This window comes from Ulvibacterium marinum, from assembly GCF_003626755.1.
In the GTDB taxonomy this organism is placed as follows: Bacteria; Bacteroidota; Bacteroidia; order Flavobacteriales; family Flavobacteriaceae; genus Ulvibacterium; species Ulvibacterium marinum.
Genome location: NZ_RBCJ01000002.1, coordinates 1,047,224 through 1,072,837, shown reverse-complemented (window position 1 = coordinate 1,072,837; position 25,614 = coordinate 1,047,224). Strand labels below are relative to the sequence as shown.

Annotated in this window: 26 protein-coding genes and 1 riboswitch; of the genes, 3 read left to right on the top strand and 23 right to left on the bottom strand. The window is 41.7% G+C overall.

The genetic code is table 11. From position 1 onward, the window contains the following. Positions 1–13: 13 nt before the first annotated feature. The 17 genes from D7Z94_RS11940 to gndA form a co-directional block, all read right to left on the bottom strand. On the bottom strand, positions 14–982 hold the full coding sequence (locus tag D7Z94_RS11940) for an NAD(P)-dependent alcohol dehydrogenase (protein WP_120711765.1): 969 nt from the start codon (positions 980–982) through the stop codon (positions 14–16). A 251-nt stretch (positions 983–1,233) separates the two neighbouring features. Continuing rightward, positions 1,234–2,382 carry an acyl-CoA dehydrogenase family protein gene (locus tag D7Z94_RS11935; RefSeq protein WP_120711764.1) on the bottom strand — a complete coding sequence of 383 codons (1,149 nt, stop codon included), beginning with the start codon at positions 2,380–2,382 and terminating at the stop codon, positions 1,234–1,236. 79 nt (positions 2,383–2,461) lie between these two features. After that, entirely contained in the window at positions 2,462–3,292 is an 831-nt protein-coding gene (locus tag D7Z94_RS11930) for a DUF2306 domain-containing protein (protein ID WP_120711763.1), read from the bottom strand. Between the two features lie 63 nt (positions 3,293–3,355). Next, positions 3,356–4,042, bottom strand: coding sequence for a DUF4386 domain-containing protein (locus D7Z94_RS11925; protein ID WP_120711762.1), 687 nt, complete (start codon positions 4,040–4,042; stop codon positions 3,356–3,358). Between the two features lie 78 nt (positions 4,043–4,120). After that, on the bottom strand, positions 4,121–4,564 hold the full coding sequence (locus D7Z94_RS11920) for a hypothetical protein (protein ID WP_147415879.1): 444 nt from the start codon (positions 4,562–4,564) through the stop codon (positions 4,121–4,123). A gap of 132 nt (positions 4,565–4,696) precedes the next feature. Beyond that, positions 4,697–5,239 carry a GIN domain-containing protein gene (locus D7Z94_RS11915; protein WP_120711760.1) on the bottom strand — a complete coding sequence of 181 codons (543 nt, stop codon included), beginning with the start codon at positions 5,237–5,239 and terminating at the stop codon, positions 4,697–4,699. Beyond that, positions 5,226–5,606, bottom strand: coding sequence for a GntR family transcriptional regulator (locus tag D7Z94_RS11910; protein ID WP_120711759.1), 381 nt, complete (start codon positions 5,604–5,606; stop codon positions 5,226–5,228). Before D7Z94_RS11910 ends, D7Z94_RS11915 begins: the two co-directional genes overlap by 14 nt. Before the next feature lie 2 nt (positions 5,607–5,608). Beyond that, complete coding sequence (locus D7Z94_RS11905; protein WP_120711758.1) at positions 5,609–6,355, bottom strand: hypothetical protein; 747 nt, start codon at positions 6,353–6,355, stop codon at positions 5,609–5,611. Beyond that, complete coding sequence (locus D7Z94_RS11900; RefSeq protein WP_120711757.1) at positions 6,345–7,190, bottom strand: ABC transporter ATP-binding protein; 846 nt, start codon at positions 7,188–7,190, stop codon at positions 6,345–6,347. The genes D7Z94_RS11905 and D7Z94_RS11900 overlap by 11 nt, the downstream gene beginning before the upstream one ends. An 82-nt stretch (positions 7,191–7,272) precedes the next feature. Further along, positions 7,273–8,739, bottom strand: a complete 1,467-nt coding sequence (locus D7Z94_RS11895) for a pyridoxal phosphate-dependent decarboxylase family protein (RefSeq protein WP_120711756.1) — start codon at positions 8,737–8,739, stop codon at positions 7,273–7,275. Between the two features lie 55 nt (positions 8,740–8,794). Further along, on the bottom strand, positions 8,795–9,145 hold the full coding sequence (locus D7Z94_RS11890) for a ribose-5-phosphate isomerase (protein ID WP_120711755.1): 351 nt from the start codon (positions 9,143–9,145) through the stop codon (positions 8,795–8,797). A 33-nt stretch (positions 9,146–9,178) separates the two neighbouring features. Next, positions 9,179–10,138: an NAD(P)-dependent alcohol dehydrogenase gene (locus D7Z94_RS11885; protein WP_120711754.1), complete on the bottom strand. Its 960-nt coding sequence runs from the start codon at positions 10,136–10,138 to the stop codon at positions 9,179–9,181. A gap of 27 nt (positions 10,139–10,165) precedes the next feature. Further along, positions 10,166–10,873, bottom strand: coding sequence for a sialate O-acetylesterase (locus tag D7Z94_RS11880; RefSeq protein ID WP_120711753.1), 708 nt, complete (start codon positions 10,871–10,873; stop codon positions 10,166–10,168). A gap of 120 nt (positions 10,874–10,993) precedes the next feature. Beyond that, on the bottom strand, positions 10,994–12,244 hold the full coding sequence (locus D7Z94_RS11875) for a sulfatase-like hydrolase/transferase (RefSeq protein WP_262696931.1): 1,251 nt from the start codon (positions 12,242–12,244) through the stop codon (positions 10,994–10,996). A gap of 207 nt (positions 12,245–12,451) precedes the next feature. After that, the gene (locus D7Z94_RS11870; protein ID WP_120711751.1) at positions 12,452–13,096 is read right to left on the bottom strand and encodes a DUF1643 domain-containing protein; all 645 of its coding nucleotides are present in this window, start codon (positions 13,094–13,096) and stop codon (positions 12,452–12,454) included. A 118-nt stretch (positions 13,097–13,214) separates the two neighbouring features. Then, positions 13,215–13,964, bottom strand: a complete 750-nt coding sequence (locus tag D7Z94_RS11865) for a hypothetical protein (RefSeq protein WP_120711750.1) — start codon at positions 13,962–13,964, stop codon at positions 13,215–13,217. 63 nt (positions 13,965–14,027) lie between these two features. Next, entirely contained in the window at positions 14,028–15,437 is a 1,410-nt protein-coding gene (gene gndA, locus D7Z94_RS11860; RefSeq protein WP_120711749.1) for an NADP-dependent phosphogluconate dehydrogenase, read from the bottom strand. 239 nt (positions 15,438–15,676) lie between these two features. Here gndA and zwf point away from each other — a divergent pair, with 239 nt between their 5' ends. Continuing rightward, positions 15,677–17,209, top strand: a complete 1,533-nt coding sequence (zwf, locus tag D7Z94_RS11855) for a glucose-6-phosphate dehydrogenase (RefSeq protein WP_120711748.1) — start codon at positions 15,677–15,679, stop codon at positions 17,207–17,209. 72 nt (positions 17,210–17,281) lie between these two features. Continuing rightward, a complete protein-coding gene (gene pgl / locus D7Z94_RS11850) occupies positions 17,282–18,007 on the top strand; it encodes a 6-phosphogluconolactonase (RefSeq protein WP_120711747.1) in 726 nt (241 codons plus the stop codon). Here pgl and D7Z94_RS11845 read toward each other — a convergent pair. The 6 genes from D7Z94_RS11845 to D7Z94_RS11820 all read right to left on the bottom strand — a co-directional run bounded on the left by D7Z94_RS11845 (position 17,988) and on the right by D7Z94_RS11820 (position 23,441). Further along, a complete protein-coding gene (locus D7Z94_RS11845) occupies positions 17,988–18,533 on the bottom strand; it encodes an acyl-CoA thioesterase (RefSeq protein ID WP_120711746.1) in 546 nt (181 codons plus the stop codon). The two genes, pgl and D7Z94_RS11845, sit on opposite strands and share 20 nt — an antisense overlap. Before the next feature lie 52 nt (positions 18,534–18,585). Further along, positions 18,586–18,951 carry a 6-phosphogluconate dehydrogenase gene (locus tag D7Z94_RS11840; protein ID WP_120711745.1) on the bottom strand — a complete coding sequence of 122 codons (366 nt, stop codon included), beginning with the start codon at positions 18,949–18,951 and terminating at the stop codon, positions 18,586–18,588. A 24-nt stretch (positions 18,952–18,975) separates the two neighbouring features. Continuing rightward, positions 18,976–20,319 carry a DNA recombination protein RmuC gene (gene rmuC / locus D7Z94_RS11835; protein ID WP_120711744.1) on the bottom strand — a complete coding sequence of 448 codons (1,344 nt, stop codon included), beginning with the start codon at positions 20,317–20,319 and terminating at the stop codon, positions 18,976–18,978. 65 nt (positions 20,320–20,384) lie between these two features. Further along, a complete protein-coding gene (locus D7Z94_RS11830; protein WP_317125780.1) occupies positions 20,385–21,086 on the bottom strand; it encodes an ABC transporter ATP-binding protein in 702 nt (233 codons plus the stop codon). A 177-nt stretch (positions 21,087–21,263) separates the two neighbouring features. Continuing rightward, the gene (locus D7Z94_RS11825) at positions 21,264–22,295 is read right to left on the bottom strand and encodes a FecCD family ABC transporter permease (RefSeq protein WP_245967184.1); all 1,032 of its coding nucleotides are present in this window, start codon (positions 22,293–22,295) and stop codon (positions 21,264–21,266) included. After that, positions 22,296–23,441: an ABC transporter substrate-binding protein gene (locus D7Z94_RS11820; RefSeq protein WP_120711741.1), complete on the bottom strand. Its 1,146-nt coding sequence runs from the start codon at positions 23,439–23,441 to the stop codon at positions 22,296–22,298. Between the two features lie 73 nt (positions 23,442–23,514). Beyond that, a riboswitch (cobalamin riboswitch) is annotated at positions 23,515–23,752 on the top strand. 29 nt (positions 23,753–23,781) lie between these two features. On the opposite strand from D7Z94_RS11820, the gene D7Z94_RS11815 reads away from it, so the two are divergent. Next, positions 23,782–25,614, top strand: coding sequence for a TonB-dependent receptor plug domain-containing protein (locus D7Z94_RS11815; protein ID WP_120711740.1), 1,833 nt, complete (start codon positions 23,782–23,784; stop codon positions 25,612–25,614).

The following is a 25,614-nucleotide window of genomic DNA, read 5'->3' as shown; positions in this document are numbered from 1 at the left end:
TTTGAACAAGCAATTACTCCACGGTAATAACGATTTTTCCCTTTACCAGGTTTTTTCCATAGTATGTGAAAGCATCACGGGTTTTGGCTAAAGGAAAGGATTGGTCTACAATAGGTTTTAGTTTTCCAGATTCCAATAACTCTTGGAGAATTTTCAAATCCTGTCTGTTCGGCTTGTGCATAAGGATTCCCATTTTCCTGTCAGATTTCTTGGGAAATATAGACTTTAGGGCCAGTTTTAAAAGTAATGTTACAGACCCTCCCACCACGACAAATGCCCCATTGGGATTTAAAACACTTTTGTATTTGGAAAGTGGTTTTTTCGCAATAACATCCAGTATCAGGTCATACTTTTTTTCGGTCTTTGTAAAGTTCTCTTTTTGGTAATCGATTACGAAGTCGGCACCCAGGTCTAGAAGCACATCCAATTTATCGGAACGATCCACCGCAGTTACTTCTGCACCCCAAAGCTTGGCCAGTTGTAAGGCAAAGGTCCCTACGCCGCCACCGGCACCATTGATCAAGACTTTATGTCCTTCCTCAATATCACCATTGTGACGTAATCCTTGGAGCGCAAGCACGCCCGCCTGGGGCACCGCTGCCGCCTCTTCATAGGTTAAGTTGGCCGGTTTTGTGGACAAGAGGTTTTCATCGGCACAAACAAATTCGGCAAAACCACCCCAATTGTATGCGGAGAGGTCTCCGTAGACCATATCTCCGGGTTTGAAAAGTTTAACTTCTCCACCAACCGATAGTACCTGTCCCGCAATATCGGCCCCTAAAATTTTATGCTTTGGTTTAAACAGACCAAAGAATAGTCGATATAGGCGAGGCCTCCCGGTGAGGTAGTCCCAATCCCAGGAGTTTATGGACGAGGCATGTACCTTTACCAAAACCTCATTGTTTTTGGGCACGGGTCTTTCCACTTCTTTCAATTGAAGTACGTTGGGTAAACCATATTTTTCGTTGCGTATGGCCTTCATAGGTCAATCTTTAGTTGAAACCCTGCCTGCGGCAGGCAATTATATACTTTGTGTGTGCCCTTATTTTCGGGTTCAGTATCTGGAAATATTTCGATTTTAAGAGTTGTCCAGTTATTGGTTTACCAAGTTATTGTCGCGTACCAACAAAACAACCCAATAACTTAATAATCCAACAACCACAAACGATTTTATTATCAAATCAAACCATTACCAGAATGATTTGTGGGCCCCATATGAAATAGTAGTCTGGTTTATAGGTTTTGGCTAAAATATGCCTTAATATCAATATCGGTCATGGGCTGTAGGGGGCCAAAAACAATCTCCTTATAAATTTTGTGAGTCATGGTTTGGGGTGATAAAAACTGGGTCCCCATGATATATCTGGCCTGGGTCACAATTTCTTCAGCATGATGTGTGCCAAAGAATTTGGACAGTACGGAAGCTTCAAATAGCATTTCCAACAGGACCTTGTTTCCTTGTTTGAACCTAGATAGCGCACGACCCGCTTGCATGCATAGTTGCCTCGCCCCTTTATATTTTACTACCAATTCTCCCAGATTATTCAAAAAGTATTCGGATTCCGATAGTTTTTTCCCCTTTTTCATTTTTTGTTCACCAAAACCCTTTACTTCCTTTATCACGCGTTTAGCAGCTCCTAGATATGGGGCCGATACCAATGCCTGAAACCATGACCTTTGATATATTAAAAGCTCGGATTGTTCCTTGGTTTGGGCATCTAACTTTATGACGTTTGAAACGGGGACCCGCAAGTTTTTGAATTTTACGGATTTTGTAAACGACCCTTTCATGGTATCGCCAAAAACAGTATCGGTAAACTCGATTTGGGCATTGTCCGAAGCAGCAAAAAACACAGCCTTGCCTCCATCGGATAACTCTGCTGTAAAGACGAGGTAATCTGCAATCCCGGCCAGGGACATGAAGGGTGCACGGCCATATACAATATAATTATCCTTTTCTTTCATGGCCAGAATACCTTTGTTTTCCGAAACGTTGTCATATGTTCGTATCGACCCCGTATTAGCAATAAACACCCGTTCCTTTTTGATTTTGTTTAATAGGATTTCCCTTTTCCAATACTGCGGACTTGTTTTCTTAAATGGGTAAGTGGCTATGGATGCCAAAACATAATAATGCATGGATAAGGCGACGGAAACGGGAATTGAAACTTCGCCCAGTTTATGTAAGGTTTCGAAACATTTTTGATATACAATCTCCACATCGTTTTCCAAACATGGAATATAAGGTAGGTCCGTTGTTCTTAGAAAAGCATAAAACTGCTCGTACATTCTACTTTGTTCTATGTCAAGGAGTTTTTCATAAGCGTTCTCCAATTCACCTTTTTCTTTGATCGGTCGACTTCCTAAAACAGAGTTGTTCATTTTTTCAATTTTTAATGGAATACGGCTACTATTGGTAGTTCCGATTTCAAATTAGTTACAAATAATGTTCATTATTGGGCTAAAGACGTGGAAGCCACATGCCCGTGGTCGCGGCGAAAACTCCAAGTCCCATAAAAATGGTCATTACAAATAGGGCAGTGGCCATAGTCAGCTTTCCGAAATTACTCGTACGGTCCTTCGTGAAAAAATAGAGTTCCAAGATCAGAAGGGGAATCATATATTGCCCTATACCCAAAAAGGTAATGAACGGACCTCGAAAAGTCTCCGGGTCGAATCCAAAAGGCCCTCCATTTAGTAAAAAGGATAGCATAAGGCCTATCCTAAAAAACCAAACCCCATTGACTACCAAAAACAAGCGAAGTACCCATCGCTCGTGTGCTTTAAATTTTCTGACCACCGCCATTCGCCATGCCAACAAAGCGAACAACATAATTAAAAGCCCATTGAAGCTAACACTGATATCTCCTGTGATTCCGGTAATGGTACCTTTGGTCAATACCATATAGATACCGCTAAAACTGGCAATAAATGCAGTTACTAGATAGAGTTTTCCATTCCAACGATGGAATGCCGGAAAGCGGTTTCTAATTTGAGGTATAAATTGAAGTGGTCCGCCAATCATAATGATGATTGCAAAGAGAAGATGTATCGCAACCGCCATATTGCCGATAGTATCACCTTCAATATAACCGTGCGGCAGAACTCGGTTCCATTTCATAAAGTCCCCGTTTATAGCGGCACCACCATAAAATGCGGCAACATAAAAAGCAAAGATCCACTGACCTAGGACTGCTGTCACAAACCAAATAGCTGCAGCTGAACTTAAGGTCTTATTGGAAAATATAGTTTTTCTTTGGGAAATCGAGATGTAATGATGTTTAGAATTCATGACTGTACGTTTTTGAACCCACCAAAGGCAAGTTAGATTGATGATTGATGATGAAATTTCTATTTATGCCGATTGAACGGCCTTTTCTGTTGGATTGAAACCTTTTACCAGAAGCCAGAGCAACAAAACGATCATATGTAGCCCATTCTGTAGAAAGAAGTAAAAACTGACACTGATATCAAAAATGGTCAACCAGCATGCTATAAAGGGCAAAGAAATTGCTATTAGCCCCCAAGCCGACAAAAATCTTGGAACAAGTTGGGTCTTGAACAAAAAGTAATAGAATATCCAAGCTGCGGAGGCATAAAGTATTATGGCCATGTAATGCGCCCAAAAATATTCTTCAATTTTTAAAAGGCCCAATGTACCAAAATGACTCATATCCGTAGCTCCTGCTTTAATAAATTCCTGACTTAATGATAGCAGGGTTAAATGACTGATATTACTGAATATAATAACGGCGAAGTAGACTATCCAAATACCAAAAAAGCCTAAGGCCATGCCTTTTTTATATTGCTTTATGACAGGAAAAAGTATGACTGCTACCACAAGCCATAAGGCGCCTGCTACAATATCCAATAAGACTGCAAGTCGCATCTGCATGGATTTTTGGAAAACTTCATTTAAAAATTCCGGGGATGCCGCCATGGAAGTGGACAACCCTCTAAGGTTTACCGAGGGAATTCCGGCTACAACAATTAATAAAAGCAATAGCCCGATTAGCCTACCTTTTTTTTGATTTGTTTTCATGATTGTTCGTTTTTTGATGCTTCGACTACGCTTAGCACAAGTTGATGAATTTGATTGATGATTGATGATTTTCCCTCTTTATTCAGGATGTATTTTTAGGTTCAGAAAATTCTTGATGTAGTTTTTGAATACATAGGGCCATGGAATGACTATTGCGTCAAGAATGACGGCTACGACACAAATCCAGAAGAACGATTCGGCTTCCGGCGTAACCTGGGAAGCTGCTTTCATAGGGAAATACACGCCTAAGGCCCATGTAGCCTTATAGAACAATTGTAGCAGTAGCAAAGGGAGCATTTTTATGGGATACCTGATGCCAAGTCCCATTAGGGTTGCATAAGCTGCCCAAAAACTAAAGGCGACTCCAGTGATGTAATCCAAAGTTTCCGAAGGAAACAAAATGGTTTCCCATGCTTGAAAGGCTAGGCCGATAAATGTAAGCAGATAAAGTCCGCGCATGAGATACAATCGAAATTTTGATACTTGTTCCGATTGACGGTTTTGGTTTTTAACTAAAATCATGACTGTTCATTTTTTGATGCTTCGACTATGCTCAGCACCGGTTGATGAATTTGATTGATGATTGATGATACTTCAATTACGCCTGATTTATGGTTCCGATGGATTCAGGCTCTAACCGTTCATTTTTGATTGTTATTTTAAGAAATTAATTTTTTTGCTGTTTCCTGTGATACTTACTTCTGAATTGGTTGAAAATGTACATTGTACCGATTCATAGTTCAATTCTAGATTACCCTTGCTCGTGCCTCTGAAAACCAGTTTCAAATCATTGCCGGAGACCATCCCCAAGGTGTTAAAAGATGCCCCTGAACTTACGTTCAAAGAATCGAGTTGGGTATTTGAAACAAACACTTTTACCGAATCCTTTCCCCGCATTTGTTTGGTTTTTTCAATAATAAGCGTTTCCTCAACAGTCTCAGTTTTTATAAAGGACATCAAGTTCTCACGTGCCTCAATGCTTATGGTTGTTTCCGGACTTTGTTCAAAATGGATATGGATACCGTCGCGTACTACAATTCTTTTGAATTTGGATACCTCCCTGGTTTTTTTGACGAAGTTGCCATAATCCCGGAGTACTTCCTCCTTTACATAACCTTTCATTTTGATCTGAAGTGCGGTCATAAAAACGAAGATGGCCCCCAACACACCCAATAAAATGAGATTACTTGTTTTCATGGTCGGTTTCGTTTATATATTTATCATAGGTGTTTTTTACTTCTTCAAATTCCACATCCAGCATTTTCATTTTTTTAAAGACATCGGGCAGGATTACCTCCATAAACTCTCCCTTCTTAATGGCCATCACTTTTTGGTATCCATCCTCCGAAACAAAATATCCGATACCCCGTTTGTTGTGGATTACCCCCAACTCCTGCAAGTGGTTAAATGCCCGAATGGCCGTGTTCGGATTCACTTCCACCATCATAGCAAGTTCTCTCACTGAAGGTATCCGCTCATTTTCCAACCACTTCTTCACTAAGATATTTTCGTAGAAAAAATCCACGATTTGCAAATAAATAGGTTTGCTATTATCAAAATCCATGGCTATACCTCCTTTTCAACCAATTTAAAGTAAGTAGCCAACAGCATTACCGGTCCAAAAAGAAGGGTAAAAAACCAAGACCCTACTCCTGAAAAGTCCGTGCTTGCCTTGCCAAAAGCTTCATCCGCAATCAAATCCCCGGGATATACCCCATAGCTATGGTTAAGCACCGAAAAAAGAAGAAGTCCATAAAATAGTATTCCTATAAAAATCAACAATAGCGTCAATAGGGTCTTTCCGATTCCATTTTTCGAAAAGGTCATAGCTCCGCAAAGAAAAATAGGCTGTATGATAAAGTATCCCTTGATCAATTTTACGTAACCATCGGAAAACAAGGATACCCAGTGAAAACCTGAACCGAAAATGATACCCCCTGCAACAATGGCCAGTTGTCCTACTAAAAGTGCCATCACCGTAAAAATGAGGGTGTGTATTAAAGTCGTCGTTAACCAAATGGCCGTAAGCCTTTCCAATGGGGAAATGGGCAATGCGAAATACAAATGATTGGATTTTACATTATGACTTTCCCTAAGAATGGCAAAACTGAAAAACACTCCCAAGACAATATAACATAGGCCAAATAGACCCATAAATTCATCAGCGGATAGATAATCGTCCCCTCGGGTCATAAAAAATAAACCAATGAAGAGAATACCACTGGCAACCGCCAATGCGGTAATACCGGTATTTTTCAGGATGGTCACATCCTTTCGTATCGCATAGCCTATTCTTTTGATATTAAACTCCATGATATGTTTGTTCTAGGGCTAGTTGGACACCTTTGGGATTATTGAGGACGGCATTGAACAACAACTCGAGATCTACCTCGGTTTCGGGACGATCTGAACGCCTCATTACCGCCTTTCCCCCGAAAGAAGTTTCGGTATAAAGGATAGCTTCCTTGGCCATATCGGAAGCACGTCCAAACCAAAGGTTTTCCGAGACTTCAGAAAGAGAATGATCAAAAACTACCTTGCAATTATCCAAAATCACTACGTGATTGATCAAACTGTGCAGATCCCGAACCTGATGGGTAGAGATGATGATACTTCTTCCCTGATCTACCGCAGATGCCATTATCTTTCTGAATTGGCTTTTTGAAGGAATATCGAGTCCGTTGGTAGGTTCATCCAAAAGCAGCAATTTGGTATATGTAGCTATACCAAAGGCAATAAGTACTTTTTTCTTTTGTCCGAACGAGAGCCTTGTAATTTTTTCACGGGGATGGAGTTTAAACTCCTGTATAAGTTCATAAAACTGATTTTTGGAAAACGTTGGATAAAAAGGGGAGTGGACCTTTTCATAGGTCTCAATGGTCAAGTTGGGCAATTCAAAATCCTCAGGAACCAAAAATAGATTTTGTAGACCATTTGCAGACCTTTTGGCCATATGCCGGCCTAGAATAGTACACTGACCTGATTTTGGAAACAACAGCCCCGCCATGATTTTCATCAAGGTACTTTTACCTTCACCGTTTTTGCCGAACAGCCCATAAATATTGCCCTCACTAAATGTTAGGGAAACATTGTCCAAAACTGTTTTGGATTTTGGATAGTGGTAAAATAGGTTTTCCAACTGCAACATTATCTAGTGTATTAGTTAGCTAGTACACAACAAATGTAAACAAAATTTTTAAACTGAAAAATAGTATCTCCTTTTTGATGGATTAATGAAGCTCCTTTCCCAATTCCAAAACACTTTTCACCAATTCATCAAAATCCTCATCGGTAGAGCGATGGTTGGCAATGGCCACCCGGATGCAATAGCTATTTTCGAGGGTGGTGTACCCGGGTAAGGCGATGGCCCTTTCCTCCAATTGCAGTTTAATTTCCTTGTTGAGGACATTCAAAGCTTCCAAAGTTAGTCCTCCAGGGTTATACCGAAAGCAGACAATATCCAATCCAATAGGCGCTATAAGTTCCAAATTTTCATGAGAATCTATAAGCGTACCCAGATAATGGGCCTGTTCCACATTTCGGGTAATCATTCTACCAAAGCGTTCCGTGCCATGTTCCTTAAGGGACATCCATACTTTTAGCGCTCGAAACCGCCGGGACAATTGCAGACCGTATTCGCTAAACCAGTTATCACCCGAAGCGATTCCCCGGGTATTCTTCGCCAAATACTCGGGAATCAAGGAAAATGTATCCTTATGCATTTTCTGATCTTTTACCAGAACACAACCCGATTCAAAAGGCATGTGCAGCCATTTGTGCAGGTCCAATGCCACGGAATGCGCCCGTTCTATGCCTGCCAATTGTGATTTTACTTCAGGGGACAACATGGCAATGGCACCTATGGCCCCATCTAAGTGAAACCAAAGGTCTTCGGCCTCGCAGATATCCGCAAGACGATTAAGGTCATCAATAGCTCCGGTATTTACCGTACCTGGGGTACCAATGACACAAAAAGGTCGTAGACCGATTTCCCAATCCTTTTTTATTTGAGTTACCAATGCCTCCAGGTTGATGGTGTAATCTGCATTGACCGGAATTTTTTGAAGACTGTCCGCTCCCAATCCTAGTAACTCGAGGGCTTTTTGGTTACAGCTATGGATTTCGGAAGAAGCGTATACCCTCATTTTTCCTGAATCCTCTGGTCGTAGGCCTTCTTTTCGGATATCGTAGCCGCATTTCGCATTACGGGCAATTGCCAATCCCGTAAAATTGGCCATGGAACCTCCACTGACCAAAAGTCCGCTGGCCGTTTCGGGAAACCCGATGATTTCTTTCATCCAATTGATGACCTGTTCCTCCACTTTGTGGGCCGCGTGATTTCCCCCACCCAGGTTCGGGTTCATTACGGAGGCCCAAAAGTCGCCCATAATCCCGGAAATGGTCCCATTGCCCATATACCAGGCCCAGAATCTTGGATGTAGGTTCCCCATGTTATAGGGCAATACATGTTGCACAAAATCCTCGTATACCGCTTTGGCATTATTGGGTTGTCGGGGTACCGAAGTGGTAAAACTTTCCAAGGTTTCGGGTGGCATATCCTGCCAAATCTTTCGGTCCCTGACCTTGGAGACATAATCAAAGGCGTCGTCTACCATTTGATGCATTAAGGCCCTTGATTTTTCCCAATCCTTTGGGTCCAAGGTTTCGAAGGATTCATCGGAAGTCTTCTCGTTCATGGATTTTTATCTTTAGTATGAGATTTTCCGGATTAAAGATACTCCATTCATTGTATCAATTGAACCAAACCGCATATCGTTTTCGCCGCAATTCCAAGGCTAATTGCCTTTCCATTTTTAAAGCTTCCGTACGATTATCCATAGGCTTGATGTGATTGTACAGACTGGGGCGGAGGTAGGTTCCGTATTTCTGGACGATATTGGAGGACAATTTATGCCCTTTTTTATTGATGTATCCTGTTTTATGCTGTGCAAAACGTTCCTTGGGGGTCTTACTAGTCATACCCACATAGAGGCATTCCAATACTCCATTGAATTGTGGATTGGCCTCCCGAAACCGGCGGTTTTCGGTAAAGACCCTTTTGGACAGTTCCACCACATAGATGCGATATTGGGTTTTGGACATTTTCGATACTTTGGTTTTCCCTACTTAATTTTTTTAGAATGCAATGATAACGTTTCCCGTTTTCTCTCCGGTAAGGACATACACATAGGCCTGGGAGATTTCCTGCAAGGGATATTCCCGATCTATGACCGGACTGAACTTTTTTGTTTTCAATAGGGCTATGATGTAAGGTATGGTTTCTTGTGTAGGGTAGGGTATTGGGAAAACAACCTTCTTTTTTCCAAAAATTGGAGTTAGGAGTGCAAACAACACGTTTTGGGAATAGGGCCCTAGTTCCGAAGAAATGTAAACGCCTTCACGTTTCAACAAGGGCCTGCATTTCCCAAAGGTGCTTTTGCCTACGGCATCAAACACAAAGTCATATTTTTCAGTATCCTTTGTGAAATCTTCCTTGGTGTAATCATAAATTTTTTCGGCACCCAAGGATTCAACCAGCTCTATATTTCTTGTATTGCAGGTAGCGGTGATGTGTACATCATACTGCCTAACGAACTGTACAAGGGCCGAGCCTATGGCCCCGGTTGCCCCATTGATTAGAATTTTTTGACCGGATCGGATATTCACCTTATGCACAAACGTATAGGCATAATGTGCCCCTTCCAAACTGGCAGCGGCCTGCTTGTAGCTTATTGCATCTGGTATAGGGAATAGACTACCATCTTCGGCCAAGGTCAGATATTCGGCCTGCGACTGTACCCCTGTATCATCAAATCCAAATGCCCTATCGCCAATATGAAAGGATTTCACGTTTTTTCCTATTGCCACAACATCACCGGCAAAATCGGTTCCCAGGATGATTTTTTTCGGTTTAAAAAATCCCAGGACGAAGCGCATGATAAAAGGTTTTGCCCTAAGATTGGCACAATCGGTCCGATTGACCGTAGCGGCCCTAACCCGGACCAAAACCTCATTATCCTTGGGTACCGGTTTTTCTACCTCTTCGATGATAATGCTTTTGGGCGGACCATAGTTACGGCGGACGGCGGCTTTCATGGGCAGATTATTGGTTCTAGTACTTTTTTAATCCTTTACAAGTAGAATAGCTTGTTCCGCAAAACGTTTCCCCATTTCTATATAACCCTCTTCGGACATATGAAGGTCATTCCTGATTTCCTTTCCATTTTTATTGTAACCATCATTGAGGTCGTCAGTGTCTATCCATCCAAAACGCGGATTGGATTCGGCAACCTTCACCTGAATATCTCGTATTAGCGTCCAATGGGGATACTTTTCGTTTTGTATATCAAAATCGCTTAATCGCCCAATAATGAAGTTGAGGTCGTTTCGTTTTAAGTCGGCCGAGAGCTGATCGTATAGCCCTATCAAGCTTTCTTCATATACGTCTCCCAGCTTTTCCCGGGCATCCCGTTCGCCTTGCATCCAGATAAACGTAACTGTTGCTATTTTCTCTTTTTGAATTGCAGTATTTGTTTTGGTCCACAGGGAATCGTACAGATCTGGTTGTGCCTTGGGCTCGTTGCCTTGCAAAGGTTTCCAATCCTTATACCACCGCCTTATGGGTTGCCCCCCGTGGGCATCCTTTACGACGATTACGTTGTCCTTTCCAAACCGGGCCTGGATGACTGGGGTAAAGGATTCCTCAGGAAGTAGACCCACCATATTGGATTGCCCGGAAAGGATAAAGAGGTGTTTTCCCTTTGATTCAGGGTTACAGGAGGCCACCAAAAGTGCGACCAAACTTAGGACTAGGATATGGTGAGATTTCATTGATATATTCCTTATGCTAGATTTTTAATGTATCAGAACCTTCATTTAATAACATCCGACAGTAAATTGTATGGGTGGCAGTAGATTACGTGGCACTTTCCTATCAGATTATAATTAGTCTTATTCAGCTATCATGATGACTCCTTCTTTAACCTCTTTTTTCCATAACTCAAGTTTTCTGGTCAATTTATTCACCAAATTTGGATTAGCTGAACTAAGGTCATTCCTTTCTTGTACGTCGTTCAATAAATTATAAAGTTCAATTGTATTACTGTGCTCTTCTTCTATACGAATTAACTTCCAATCTCCACTTCTTATGAAACTTTTATTGCCAAAAGCAAAAAATACATCTCTTTGAGGCAAGTTGGTTTGATGTAACAAATTATCTTTTATACTGATTCCATCCAGGTCTGTCGCACTAGGCTTCTGACCTATAAAATCTAATAATGTCGGTAGCACATCCATGGTGAGAATAGTTTGCTTATTGATTCTCCCTTTTTTAATCCTATCAGGATAGCTAAAAATAGCGGGAACACGCGTTCCTCCTTCATAAGCACTTGCCTTATATCCCCTTAAGCTTCCATTGTTACCAAATTGGTTTCCTCCATTATCTGAAAGGAATAGTATTATTGTATTTTCATACTGCCCGGTCTCTTTAAGCGATTGTATTACTTTACCCACTCCCTCGTCCATAACTTCGACCATTTCCTTATAGATGGATGAAATACTATCCTGGTTTGCACGTTTCGTTCTTGCTTTGCCAACTTCTCTTATAATCTTATCAATACGTCTTTGGTAAGGATAGTGAGGAGCTTCATGCGCTAAGTAGAGAAAAAAAGGTCTTCCCGTTTTTTCAGGGTCATTCTTATTTATGTATTTCACCCCATATTCTGTAATCAAATCGGTAGAATATCCATCTTCATTGTCAATTTCAGTGCCTTTCCACCAGTCAAGATAGCCCTCTTGGTCAATATGGCCATGGTAATCAATATTTCCGCTCACAAAGCCCGTAAATTTATCGAACCCCTGTAAGGTAGGATTGTACTCTTTTGGATACCCCAGATGCCATTTTCCAAACATGCCAGTGTTATAACCGTATTTCTTTAACTCTTCAGCTATTGTAATTTCACTTAAATTTAAACCAACTTCTCTATGGTTTTTGGCAGTAATAACCCCATTTACGCCGGTACGCTGCTGGTATTTCCCTGTCATTAAAGCTGCTCGTGTAGGGCTGCATACGGCTCCGTTAGAGTGAAAATCGGTGAACTTAACCCCTTTGGTCGCCAGTAAGTCCAAATTTGGTGTTTGGGTAGTAGAGTTGCCATAACAAGAGATGTCGCCATAACCCAAATCATCTGCCATGATTATCACTATGTTCGGACTTAAATTTGAGATTTCTTTTTTACCGGTACACGATAGGAAGAATACGGATAGCTGTAGTATAAATATAATGTTCCTCACCTGATATGACTATATTTTAAATTGTCCGACTACAAAGCTGGAACTAAGATAAGTAATGTTATGGATTTGTGATGGCCTTGTAGCCTTCCTTAAAGGGGTAAGGCTACACTAGGAAGATCATGTATTACGTGATGTATAGGAGGGCCACCTGAGCGATTCGTCCAATTTATGCCCCGTACACCTTTGATTTATTGATTTCCTTATCCTTACCGTATAACTCTTAACATCAAAAGATGTAAGCTTAATATCCTGTGACTTTTTTCCAAACTTTTGGGCCATTGCCTGTGGACTTGGATGCGTGGGATGCCCGGAAATATTGATTCCTGCAGAAACAAAATCCAAATTCAATTCCCGTAACATGGTACATAAATGGTATGCACTTTCTTTTAAATAAGGTTGATTTAAGGAGTCAATATCATTTCCCCATGCCAGCCAAACTCTATCAAATCCGAATTGGTTTTTGCTTACAATGGATCGGATTAGGTTTAGATTTTGCCCAAACAATGTCTTGTCAGGTTCTCTTTCCAAAAAGGATACCTTCTTGGTACGCCTTGGATAGAGATTGACCAGAATCCAACCATCGTAGCCATTGTTCAGTGCAATTTTTTCTACATTCCGAGAAGTAGGGTCTAGCTGTTGCCCATCAGCAGTATTTGGATTGATACCTACGCAAAGTAAATTCCGTTTACCTGGTTTGCCGATTACAAATCGTTTTTCGCCGTCTTTTTTAGGGAGGCAAATAATTCCGCGATTTGATTTCATTAACTTTTAAGTTCTAATTCAGCATGATTTTCTTAAGTGATGTTGAGCAACCTTGCGCAGAAGTAGTAACGGGCATTTCGAACTATTCACGTTTTACTTGGGGAAAATCCATCTAAAATTAATCGTATATAGTGGTAGAGGTGTCTTTATATCCACTTCTCATCCTCTTGATGTCGGCTAATTGAACAAAAACTTGATTTGGCTTTAGGTTTAAAATTGAGATGACACTATCCAATATTTTCTTGTGTTTCGGTGGAGTGTCCTTATCCATATTGACGTATAAATCTATTTGATCCAATTTGCAATGGGTACAATACACATATTCGATTAGCTCGTTGACGTCAGAAGTCAGTTTGTCATTTACCTGAAAATAGTGGTTGCTTCGTAAAAATCCTTTTTCTTGATTTTCATACTGAGATTTTAATCTACCCAAAGCTAAAATTACTGATAATCGTCCGCTATTAAAATCTATCTGCTCGATTGGTTCCCCGGTTACCTCAAAAGGGATTATTCTAATTTTATACCCTGCTGAGAAATCCTTTAAAAAGGTTTCTAAATTCTCGGGTTGCTTTATCCACTCAATTCCATTTTCGAATTCTATAGAATGGCTAAGTAGTTTATGGTTTGGAAGCATTCCGTCAAAATAGCGGCTATATGACCAAACCTTTTCCAAATCAACTGAATCTAAGTAGAAGGTTCCACCATAGGTAAATCTATTAATAGAAATCGTACTATCGGTGATTATATAACAATTTTCAAAATCTTGTTTTTGATTCTTGTATTCATGCCAATGCCCAATCATAAATTTTTCTTGTGTACAGGATAAGAAAAAGAAAGAAAGGGTGATATGCCGTACAATTTTTTTCATATTACGACTAACATAGGAATATAAATCATATAATCTGTGTAGCTTTAGTATACATGTTTCAGTTTATACCTCCCATTCGGTATGAAAGATACCTTCCCGATCTAACCGCTCATAGGTATGTGAGCCAAAATAATCGCGTTGTGCCTGGATGAGGTTTAAGGGGAGCCGGGTAGTCGTATAGGCATCAAAATAGGTTAACGAATTGGAAAGCCCCGGAACAGGAATCCCATTTTTTGCGGCATAGGCCACCAATTCACGAGCCGCTGCCACGGTACTTTGTATCTTTTTCACAAAGGTAGGGGAGAGCAATAGATTGGGCAGCTCCGTATCCGCTTTAAAGGCTTGGGTAATATCCGCCAAAAGTCCCGCACGGATAATACAGCCGGCCCGCCAGATTTTGGCGATGGTGGCGATATCCAAATCATAGCCATATTCCCGGGAGGCATCCGCCAATTGGTGTAAGCCTTGGGCATAGGTAACGATAAAAGAAAAATAAAGGGCCTCTTCGGCCATTTTTTCCAGTTGGGCCTTGTCCATTGTCTCAACGGTGGGTCGATCATATAGGGCATCTGCGTGAATGCGTTCGTCCTTTAGGGCCGAGATTTCACGCATACTAACGGCAATATCAATGGAGGGCACGGGAATACCCAAATCCATGGCATTTTGCGAGGTCCATTTGCCGGTTCCTTTTTGTTTGGCCTTGTCCAGTATCTGATCTACGAGTCGGCCTTCGCCCAGGTCGTCCTCCTTTTCAAAAATCTCGGAAGTAATCTCCACCAAAAAGGACTGTAATCGACCTGCGTTCCATTGGGCAAAGGTGGCATGCAATTCATCATTGTTGAAATCGCCCCCTTTTTTGAGCACGTCATAGATTTCGGAAGTCAGCTGCATCAAACCGTATTCGATACCGTTGTGCACCATTTTTACATAATTCCCGGCCGACTTCGGCCCCAGATAGGCCACACAGGGCTCTCCCTCGTATTTGGCGGCAACAGCCTCAAAAATGGGCTGTACGGGAGCATACCCTTCCTTAGAGCCTCCGGGCATAATGCTGGGACCCAATCTTGCGCCCTTGGCTCCTCCGGAAACTCCGGCACCAAAAAAGTGAATGCCTTTTTCCCGTAAGTAGGCCTCACGGCGGTCCGTGTCCGTAAAAAAGGAATTACCACCATCGATCAAGATATCGCCCTCATCCAAATAAGGCAGCACCCCTTCGATAACCGCATCCACGATTTTTCCGGCAGGGACAAGCATCATAATCTTTCGAGGCGTTGATAATCCTGCTACAAAGGTCTTTACATCCGAGGTGGCATTCACCTTGGCCAAATCTCCCCCTTCCTTCTTCAGGGCATTTACCTTTTCTTCATCCAAATCGTTCCCGAAGGAGGTAAACCCGTTATCGGCTACGTTGAGAATAAAATTACGGCCCATGACGCCAAGGCCTATCAATCCAAAATCGTATTTATCTTCCATGAAACTTGTATAATTGTTGGTGTTTTAGAAACAAAATCCATCCTAAAATCGGATGTACTCAAAAATAAATGAAATTATCCGGTTTTGTTTGCAATCTTCTTGGAAACTCCCCAAGGATCGTTATATTTAGACGGATAAGGAAAGTAAGGAAGAAGGACACTGATCCAATACCAAAGGTTAGCATTTCTTATCAATTCCGACTATGCCAAAAAGAATAAAACCAAATGGAGTTTTAAACCATGAATAGAACAGAAAATCAAATGCTTATAATTTTTGGGGCCTCAGGGGACCTGACTGCCCGAAAATTGGTGCCCGCCCTTTTCAATCTTTATAAGGGAGGACATCTCCCCAAAAATTTTGTGGTTTTGGGTGTAAGTCGTAGTAATCTTTCTGATGATGCCTTTCGTAAAAAAGTGGTGACCGAGAGTAAATATCTTGCCGACCGGATAGGGAACCAAGGAGAAGATTTTGTCAATGCGTTCGCAAACCAATTGTTTTATGAAGATCTGGGTAGCGATTATGATACAGACTATGGCGCCCTAGCAAAACGGATAGCGGACCTGAACGTAGCATTGAAAACTGACAATAACTATATCTTTTACCTATCAACGCCGCCCAGTCTATACGAGATTGTGTCCAAGAACCTAACAGAACAGGGCCTGAATGATGAATCCCAAGGTTGGAAACGGTTGATTGTGGAAAAACCTTTTGGCTACGATTTAAGTAGTGCCAAAAATTTGAACAAGGGCCTTCAAAAATACTTTAAGGAATCCCAGATATACCGTATTGACCATTATTTGGGCAAGGAGACCGTACAAAACTTATTGGTTACCCGCTTTGCCAATAGCATCTTTGAACCCTTGTGGAACCGGAATTATATCAATCATGTTGAAATAACCAATGCGGAAACTGTTGGGGTGGAAAAGAGGGGCGGATATTATGATAAATCTGGCGCATTGCGCGATATGTTCCAGAACCATTTGCTGCAAATCGTTTCCTTGGTCATTATGGAGCCGCCTATAGGTTCGGATGCGGAGGAAATCAGAAATGAAAAGGTAAAGGCCCTTAAATCCTTGCGTATCATGAAGGACGAGGAGACCCTCTATAATAATACTATACGTGCCCAATATGTGGCATCCGAGGTTGATGGAGAAAAGGTAAAGGGGTATCGAGAAGAGGAAGGGGTGGATCCAGAGTCCACTACGGAGACCTACGCCGCCATCAAATTTTTTGTGGATAATTGGCGTTGGTCCGGTGTGCCTTTTTATGTCCGAACGGCCAAACGAATGCCTACCAAGGTTACCGAAGTAGTCATTCATTTTAAGACACCGCATCATCAAATTTTTAAGGATTCCGGGGCTTTCAACAAGGACAACAAATTAATTATCCGCATCCAGCCTGATGAGGGCATGCTCATAAAGTTTGGGGTAAAAGTCCCTGGACAAGGGTTTAAGGTAGAACGGGCCAATTTGGATTTTTACTATTCCAGTCTGGTTGAAAACCATGTGATGGAAGCTTATGAACGCCTGTTGCTGGATGCCATGCAGGGGGATGCTACCTTATATGCACGTGCGGATGAGGTAGAGGCCGCCTGGGAATTTGTAGACCCTATTTTAAACTATTGGAAGAATGGCAAGGACGTACGTACTTATGGGTATTCTGCCGGGGTGTGGGGGCCGACCAATGCGGACGAGCTTATTGATGGCGTAGGCATGTGGCGAAATCCAAGCGAAAATTTGGCCGATGATCCAGGGTTCTGTGTGATATGTTAGGTTGGTTGATAGTTGTCGGTTGTCAGTTGTTGGTTCATGGAAAGGGTGAATAGGTATTGAATAGAGTTTTGTATGGAAACGAATGTTTATAAGGATAAGAATAAAGTTGCTCAAGAGTTTTCCAAATTCTTTTCGGATTTGGTACAGGGAAAGGAAATCTTTCATGTGGCTCTATCCGGTGGAAGTACGCCAAAAGTAGTTTTTGATGTTTTGGCATCTAGTTTTAAGGATAGAATCGATTGGTCCAAGATACATTTTTACTGGGGGGATGAACGTTGTGTTCCTCCCGCGGATGATCAGAGCAATTACAAAATGACCGTGGAACATCTCTTTTCGAAAATTGAAGTCCCCAAGGGAAACATCCATAGGATTTTGGGCGAGGCCGAACCACCACGGGAAGCCTTTCGCTATGCCAATCTCTTGGAAATCAATTTGGATCGGGTAGATGGTACTCCTCAATTTGATTTGATTATTTTAGGTATGGGCGATGATGGGCATACCGCTTCCATATTCCCACATGAAATTGGCCTTTGGAATGCCACCGAACACTGTGTAGTTGCGACACATCCAGAATCTGGGCAAAAGCGGATTACGATTACAGGCCAGGTAATTAATATCGCCAAGGAAGTCGCTTTCTTGGTCACGGGGGACAGTAAAGCCGAAAAGGTAAGGGAAGTCATCCAAAAAGAAGGAAATTATGATAGGTATCCGGCAAGTTTGGTATCCCCGACTTCAGGAAACCTTAGGTGGTTTTTGGATCAGGCTGCTGCTAAAGGCATTAGCCTAGATCGATCTTAACATTTTCTTGTTCCAATAAACCTAGGTGTTCCTTAGGGTCAAACGTAGCTTCATCAAAGCGGGTATCGCGCTGAAAAGCCTCTTCCTTACGGATTTTGCTTCGGGCAAATCGCCTAATCCCTTGTTCACCCTGTACAATCAATCCTGGAACAGATGTACTTTTTCCATTTTCATCCTTGGCCACCATGGTAAAATAAGAGGAATTACAATGCTTCTTCTCCCCAGTGGTAATGTTTTCTGATTCAACCCGAACACCGACTACCATTGAAGTTCGACCTGTATAGTTAATGGAGGCCTTTAGGGTAACCAATTCTCCGACTTCTATAGGGCTTAAAAAATCTACCCGGTTTACGGAAGCGGTGACGCAATAGGTTTGCGAGTGTTTGGAGGCGCAGGCAAAGGCGATTTGATCCATAAGATTCAAAATGTGGCCGCCATGTATTTTTCCTCCAAAATTGGAGTGGGAGGGGAGCATCAATTCTGTAATAGATACCTGGGATTCTTGGGCAGTTTTAAATGATTCCATATTTAAAGTTCAAAGTCAAGTTCAATTCCAAGTTCGCAGTACCTAGTTCCATTCATTTTCTAAAATGCGGAGATTGCTCTTCCTGGACTTCCGTAATAAAGTATTTGGTGTCACCCAACCAAAAGAAAGTCGCGAAACGCTCCACATAGGTGACTTTAACATACCTACCTTGGTAGTCCTTCAATTGTTGGATGACCTCCTTTTCCTTATCCAATACCGAAAAAGAAAAAATTTGGGCTCCGGATATCCCCTGACTTATCTCTCCTTCCCAAGTCTTGACCAATACCCCCTTATTGCTGAACTTGATCAGTTCGCCAGAGCGATAGCCTTGACTATAAGGAACGAAATAGATAAAGGCATACACAATCAAAAAAAGTACTACAATGGTACCTAGGGTAATGAACAATGCTTTTTTCATGGAACGGGTTTTGGGAAGATTGGTTTACAATTCTAATTTCGGTTCTTCAAAATCGTCTTCTTGAGCACGTTTTAGTATCGGTTCCGGAATGGACTTTTTGGCCTTGGCCCCCATTTTCTTCAGTCGTTCTATACTGGTGATAATGTTTCCCCGGCCCTCTACCAGCTTGTTCATCGCACCTTTGTACTCCGTTTTGGCATCATCCATTTTTTTGCCCACTTTGGTCAGGTCGGATACGAAACCCTCAAATTTATCATATAAGGCTCCGGCCTGTCTTGCAATTTCTATGGCGTTCCGCTGTTGCTTTTCATTATTCCACATGCTGTCTATGGTCCGTAAGGTCGCCAAAAGGGTAGAAGGGGTGACTATAACAATATTTTGTTCAAATGCCTTGTTATACAATGAGTTATCTCGGTTTATTGCAATGGCAAATGCAGGTTCAATGGGCACGAACATCAACACAAAATCCGGGCTTTCCATTTCATAAAGGTCTTCGTATTTCTTGGCGGATAATTGATCCACATGCTTTCTGAGGGAATTGATATGGTCTTTGAGAAACTTTTCCTGTAGGTCATCTTCGGCATTGATATATCTTTCATAGTCGGTAAGTGATACCTTGGAGTCCACGACCATCTTTTTTCCATCCGGAAGATGAATAATCACGTCGGGCAATACCCGGGTACCATCATCCAATGTAAAACTTTGTTGGACCGAATACTCCCTGTCCTTCTCCAGGCCCGATTTTTCCAATACCCGCTCCAAGACCAATTCGCCCCAATTGCCCTGCATTTTGCTATCTCCTTTCAAGGCCTTGGTCAAGTTTTCGGCCTCTTGCGTAATCTTAAGATTTTGATTTTGTAGGTTCAACAATTGTTCCTTTAAGGCGGAATGGATACTGATATTCTCCTTTTGACTTTCCTCTACCTTCTTCTCGAAAAGTTGAATTTTTTCCTGTAAGGGATTAAGGATGGTCTTGATATTTTTTTGATTCTGTTCCGTAAATTTTAAGCTCTTCTCATCCAAGATCTTGTTGGCTAAATTTTCAAATTCTTTGGTGAACTTCTCCTGTAACTTTTCTACTTCTTCCTTTTGTTCGGCGTTTTTTGCTTGCAGGTTTTCCAAATCGGCCTGATACCGCACAATTTGGTTCCCCAAAGCTTCCTTTTCGGATTGCAATTGTGTCCGGAGTTCCTCGGCATTGTTCAATCTACCTTCAAGAATAGTGACAGTGCTTCGTAACTGCTGTTCGCGTTCCTTTAACGCACTTTGTTTAGACTTTGTCTTTAGGTTTTGGATATAATGGCCCAGGAAGTATCCAAGCCCCAAACATAAGAGTCCAATTAAAAGATATATCAAAGATTCATTCATTCTTGTCGCTAATTCTTAAAAGTAAAGATACAGGTTTGAGCTTTAAAATCTGAACATTGAGAAACCTACTTTTCTATACGAAACGAACCAGACCGTGCGTCAAAAGTTACCGTATCCGTAGGGAATAATTTCTCGAATGCCTTTTGCTCTATAAGTTCGCAGGGATCTCCGAAATGGTTTTCGCCCTTTCCCAGAATAAGTATTTTATCGCACAACTGGATGGCCATTTCAATCTCATGGCTCGTGAACAAAACAGTGGTCTGGGTCTTATGGGCAATGGATTTTAACAGTTTTAAAATCTGCACCTTATGATAGAGATCCAAATGTGAGGTGGGCTCGTCCAATAGCATCAAAGTAGTTTCCTGGGCCAAGGCCCGGGCGATCAATGCCCTTTGTAACTGGCCATCGCTAAGTTCATAGCATTTTTTATGTTGAAGTTCGATCAGTTCCAACACATTTAAGGCTTCCAAAATCTTGGATTTGTCTTTTTGGGTCAATGTACCGATCCAATTGGTATAGGGTTGCCTTCCCAAAGCCACCAACTCCAAAACCGATACATTTTTTGAGGCAATAGGCTCTGTAAGCACTATACTCACCATAGCTGCCAATTCCAAGGTTTTGTAGGCATTCAGAGATTTTCCTTTCATCAAGATTTCACCGGATAATTTGGGCTGTACTTTCCCTATAGTCCTTAGCAGGGTAGATTTTCCAATGCCATTGACACCGATGATGGCACATAACTCCCCAGGTTGTAAACTAAAATTTATGTTCCTAGCAATAAGGATATCCTTTTTTTTGTTCGGATAACCAATAGATAGGTTTTCGATTTCCAGGGCGCTATGTTGTACTGTGGATTTAATAATCTAGGATTTGTTTTGTAAAGGTAAAAAGTTGGAGGTCCATACGCTTATATTTTCACTAAGACATCATTTCAGACTTTGCTCTCAAAAAATCATTTTTCGTTTTCGTACCAACAACCAAATTACCACTGGTGCTCCCAAAATACTGGTGATAGCATTAATGGGCAGGACACTGGCAGAGTTTGGCACTTGGGCCACGGTATCGCATAACAACATCAGGATACCTCCATATACCAGAACTGCGGGAAGGAGAACCTTGTGATCCGTAGTATTAAAGATTTGTCTGGTTAAATGAGGAACGGCCAGACCTATAAAGGCAATGGGCCCGGCAAAAGCGGTTACCCCTCCGGCCAATAATCCCGCTGCTACAATGATACTATATCGGTATTTCTTCATATTGATTCCGAGGCTTTGGGCATATTTTTCACCTAATAATAAGGCATTCAAGGACTTGATGGATGCTATGCTCAAAATGATTCCTATCAATAGTATTCCAAATAAAAGTAGTAACTGGGCCCACGATAAATTTCCAACGCTTCCAAAAGACCAATAGATATATTGCTGTAGCTTTTCCGCATCGGAAAAATAGGACAGTACGCTTACAATGGCGGCTGTAATGCTGCCGAACATGAGACCTATAATCAATAAGGCCAAAGTATCTTTAACACGTAGTGCGACGACCATGACAATAAGCAACACCAAGAAACTTCCTAAACTGGCAGCAATGGCCAAGGAGACATCGTTTACAAATCCAAAGGCCATCAATCCCGGGAAAAGCGAAATGCCCATAATCAACAGGGCCGCTCCCAAGCTTGCACCTGAACTAATTCCCAGGACAAAAGGACCGGCCAGAGGATTCCTGAAAAGTGTCTGCATCAATAATCCGCTTAAGGAAAGTCCACTACCGACCAAAAGTGCGGTAAAAGCTTTAGGTACCCTATAATTCCAGATGATATAGTTCCATGAATCATTTTGAACCGGATAACCTAGAAGCGATTTTACAGTCGCCGAAAACGGAATGGATACGGAACCCAAACTGATATTAAGCCCAAAACATAGCATCAAAGCCAGAGTCAATATCAAGAATGAAATGTAATATGAATTGTTCCGTTTCAATTACTCTAAGGGCTTAAAAAAGAAAAGTTCGTGATCGGGTAAGAGTTCCGTATGAAAAATATGGATAAGGTCCTTTAAAACCAAATCGGGTCGCTGAGGGGCCAATTCATAATATATGAGTCCTCCGGTATCTCCCTTGGTAATCGTATTGGAATAGATATTTCGGTTTTTATAGGCATCAAATTGCTCGTAATGTCGGTTGGCTTGTTTCAGTTCTTCATAGGATGTTATCATTGAAGGGTTCAGCCAGAAGTCTGCATTATCAGCCTTTTCCACCACACTCTCAATACTTAAGGAAAGGCTTCCGGTCTCCTTGGTATCCGACCAAAGATAGTTGGTCCGGGCATCTTTCAAAAATTGGGCCATCCAACTATTCCCGCCGGCTACGTACCAAACATCCTTGTAGAGGCCTCCCGTTACTACCGTAGGTCTGTCCTTGGCCGCTTTAGCCAAGGTCTTGGTCCTAGTATAGGATTTTTCAATGGCCCTAAATAGGCTATCGGCCTTGGCTTCCTTTTGAAAAAAAGGAGCGAAGAACTTGATCCATTCCGCTTTTCCCAAAGGTGTTTCTTCGGTCCAATCCCCATTGTATACTACAGGAATATTTGACCTTTGTAGCGTTTCATAGGCCCTATTTTGATTACTGATGCCAAACCCTACTATAACATCTGGATCCAAGGCAATGGCCATTTCCGTATTAATGTCCTCATTGTTTCCGAGTTCTTCAACAAGGCCCTTATCGATTCGCTCTCTCGTATTTTTAGAGGATATGTAGTCGGTGTTTGGAAACCCTACCAATTTATCCGTAGCACCCAAGGCTTCCAATGCCGGAATATGTGTAGTGGATGTTACTATGATACGTTCTACCGGTACGGTGACTATGGCATCATATTCGTCCCTGTTCAAGGTGGTGTGTGCCAATATTTCCTTAGGAATCAAGGCATAGGTATATGCTGTTTCTGCACTGGGCCAAGGCGAGGTGATATGTATGGTTGTAATTCCCGAAGGGTTTTTCTCGATTGAAAAACCTTTGGCATGGGATATTGCAGTTTGTTCCGAAGGAGGGGTTTGTTGGTTTGTTTCTTTCTTTCCTGGTTTACAGGCGAATGCAAAAATTAAGAATACACCAAGGGTTATATTTCTCAAAAGGAATCATTTTTTGTTTACCTCAAAAGTAGTATTATTTAATTTTTTGCCTTAAAGATTAAACAAAATGTTTACTTTCGTCCTGAATTTTGGTTCTTATGGTTTTTAAGACCATAGGATTAAAAGGGAATCCAGTGAAAATCTGGAACTGTTCCCGCAACTGTAAGCTTCTGCCGGATATATTCCGGCACCTCTGAAAAGAGGATGTTGTTTCTTCAAAGCCACTGTTCGCATTGAAAAAAATCAGTGTAAATGGGAAGGCCAAACAACTTGAAGCAAGTCAGGAGACCTGCCAAATTCAAACAAGTCGTATTAAACTTTCGGGATAAAGGTTTAAAAGTTGAAAAAGCAGGTATTCATACTATTATTATTCGCATTGTCCTATTCGGGACAACTTTCCGCCCAGGAAACACCTATTTGGGAACTGGAGGAAGTGGTCGTATCCGATACTCGCATAAGACGTTATGCCGAAGGACATAAGGTGACTGAGCTAAAGGATAGTACCATACAACGGAACGGTACTTTTCTAACCTCGCTGCTGGCCTTCAATTCCAATATTTATTTTAAGGAAAACGGATTGGGCATGGTATCTTCCCCGGCGTTTAGGGGCACCAATGCCTCACATACCGCTGTTATCTGGAACGGGATAAACATCAACTCCCAAATGAACGGTCAAGTGGATTTCAATACCATAAATCCGTTCAACTATAGCTCCGTGGGTATCCGCAGCGGTGGAGGCAGTGTCCAGTTTGGTACCGGCGCTATCGGTGGCAGTGTACATTTGAATAATGACCTGCGTTTTGAAAAGCATTTTGACCAGCAGGTGTTTATGGGCTACGGGAGTTTTGATACTCGGAATGCCAACTACAACCAGAGTTTTGGAACCGGTAAATGGTCCACAAATTTTGGTGTCAATTATGCAGGATCAAATAACAATTATAGGTATTTGGAGAGCGATGACCGCAATCGCAATGGGGAATTTGAGAATATCAACCTAAACTTTAACTCAGGTTACATTCTTTCCGATAAACAAGTTTTACGCTTGTATCACCAAAGCTTTCTTGGGGATCGCAATCTTTCCGGTACTCTGGTCGCTCCTGGCAGAAGTCGATACAAGGATAATCATTACCGTACCCAGGTAGAGTGGGGGCGTTTAGGGGAAAAGGCGACTTCAAAAGTAAAACTGGCCCATTTGCATGAGGAGTTCAAGTTTTTTGAGAATAGGGATTCCGACATTTTTTCCGACGGGAGGGTTACTACTTTGTTGGCCCGTTATTCTTTGGACGTAGAACTTTCAAAAGTATTCCGATTAAACTCTTTTTTGGAATATAACCATTTCAAGGGTAAGGGTAGTAGTTTCGACAATCCCGAACGTAATGATGCTTCGGTCACCGCTGTATTAAAGCATGCCGTATCAAAAAAAATGACCTATAATCTTAGCCTACGACAGGATTTTTCTTCGGATTTTTCCAATCCCATGGTTTTCTCCCTGGATGGTATCTATAAGTTTAGCGACCGTTATGGTCTACAAATTAACGCATCCAGAAACTTCAGGATGCCTACTTTTAATGACTTATACTGGCAGCCTGGGGGTAATTTGGACCTTGTTCCGGAACGTTCCTATCAAATTGACTTGGGACATCGCTTGCAATTTGGCGGATTTTCATTTAATCTCAACAGCTATTATATCCGTACCGAGGATATGATTCGTTGGCTTCCCAATACTCAAGGACTATGGTCTCCTACCAATGTGGATCAAGTGCAGATTTATGGTTTGGAAGGTGAACTGGGTGTAACGTATCCCATCCACAAAAAACAGCAAATTGATTTTAAGGCCAACTATTCGTACACCGTTTCCGAAGATCGGGAAACCAACGAGCAATTGATTTATGTCCCTTTTCACCGGGGCAATGCTTCACTTGCCTATCGTATTTCCCATTTTGCCGTTTTCTACCAGCATTTGTATACCGGCGAGGTATCCATCATTGGGGGCTCGTTGGAGAGTTATCAAGTCGCCAATGCAGGAATTACCTATTCTCCCAATACCAAGGGAAAACTACAATATAGCGTAGGATGTACCGTAAACAATCTTTTCAATACCTATTACGAAAACATCGCCTTACGACCGATGCCCAATAGAAATATTCAAACCCAATTAATAGTAAACTTTTGA

Bases quoted from the DNA above. Each gene is read 5' to 3' on its own strand.
- D7Z94_RS11940 (WP_120711765.1), bottom strand. From the start codon at position 982: ATGAAGGCCATACGCAACGAAAAATATGGTTTACCCAACGTACTTCAA.
- D7Z94_RS11935 (WP_120711764.1), bottom strand. From the start codon at position 2,382: ATGAACAACTCTGTTTTAGGAAGTCGACCGATCAAAGAAAAAGGTGAA.
- D7Z94_RS11930 (WP_120711763.1), bottom strand. From the start codon at position 3,292: ATGAATTCTAAACATCATTACATCTCGATTTCCCAAAGAAAAACTATA.
- D7Z94_RS11925 (WP_120711762.1), bottom strand. From the start codon at position 4,042: ATGAAAACAAATCAAAAAAAAGGTAGGCTAATCGGGCTATTGCTTTTA.
- D7Z94_RS11920 (WP_147415879.1), bottom strand. From the start codon at position 4,564: ATGATTTTAGTTAAAAACCAAAACCGTCAATCGGAACAAGTATCAAAA.
- D7Z94_RS11915 (WP_120711760.1), bottom strand. From the start codon at position 5,239: ATGAAAACAAGTAATCTCATTTTATTGGGTGTGTTGGGGGCCATCTTC.
- D7Z94_RS11910 (WP_120711759.1), bottom strand. From the start codon at position 5,606: ATGGATTTTGATAATAGCAAACCTATTTATTTGCAAATCGTGGATTTT.
- D7Z94_RS11905 (WP_120711758.1), bottom strand. From the start codon at position 6,355: ATGGAGTTTAATATCAAAAGAATAGGCTATGCGATACGAAAGGATGTG.
- D7Z94_RS11900 (WP_120711757.1), bottom strand. From the start codon at position 7,190: ATGTTGCAGTTGGAAAACCTATTTTACCACTATCCAAAATCCAAAACA.
- D7Z94_RS11895 (WP_120711756.1), bottom strand. From the start codon at position 8,739: ATGAACGAGAAGACTTCCGATGAATCCTTCGAAACCTTGGACCCAAAG.
- D7Z94_RS11890 (WP_120711755.1), bottom strand. From the start codon at position 9,145: ATGTCCAAAACCCAATATCGCATCTATGTGGTGGAACTGTCCAAAAGG.
- D7Z94_RS11885 (WP_120711754.1), bottom strand. From the start codon at position 10,138: ATGAAAGCCGCCGTCCGCCGTAACTATGGTCCGCCCAAAAGCATTATC.
- D7Z94_RS11880 (WP_120711753.1), bottom strand. From the start codon at position 10,873: ATGAAATCTCACCATATCCTAGTCCTAAGTTTGGTCGCACTTTTGGTG.
- D7Z94_RS11870 (WP_120711751.1), bottom strand. From the start codon at position 13,096: ATGAAATCAAATCGCGGAATTATTTGCCTCCCTAAAAAAGACGGCGAA.
- D7Z94_RS11865 (WP_120711750.1), bottom strand. From the start codon at position 13,964: ATGAAAAAAATTGTACGGCATATCACCCTTTCTTTCTTTTTCTTATCC.
- gndA (WP_120711749.1), bottom strand. From the start codon at position 15,437: ATGGAAGATAAATACGATTTTGGATTGATAGGCCTTGGCGTCATGGGC.
- zwf (WP_120711748.1), top strand. From the start codon at position 15,677: ATGAATAGAACAGAAAATCAAATGCTTATAATTTTTGGGGCCTCAGGG.
- pgl (WP_120711747.1), top strand. From the start codon at position 17,282: ATGGAAACGAATGTTTATAAGGATAAGAATAAAGTTGCTCAAGAGTTT.
- D7Z94_RS11845 (WP_120711746.1), bottom strand. From the start codon at position 18,533: ATGGAATCATTTAAAACTGCCCAAGAATCCCAGGTATCTATTACAGAA.
- D7Z94_RS11840 (WP_120711745.1), bottom strand. From the start codon at position 18,951: ATGAAAAAAGCATTGTTCATTACCCTAGGTACCATTGTAGTACTTTTT.
- rmuC (WP_120711744.1), bottom strand. From the start codon at position 20,319: ATGAATGAATCTTTGATATATCTTTTAATTGGACTCTTATGTTTGGGG.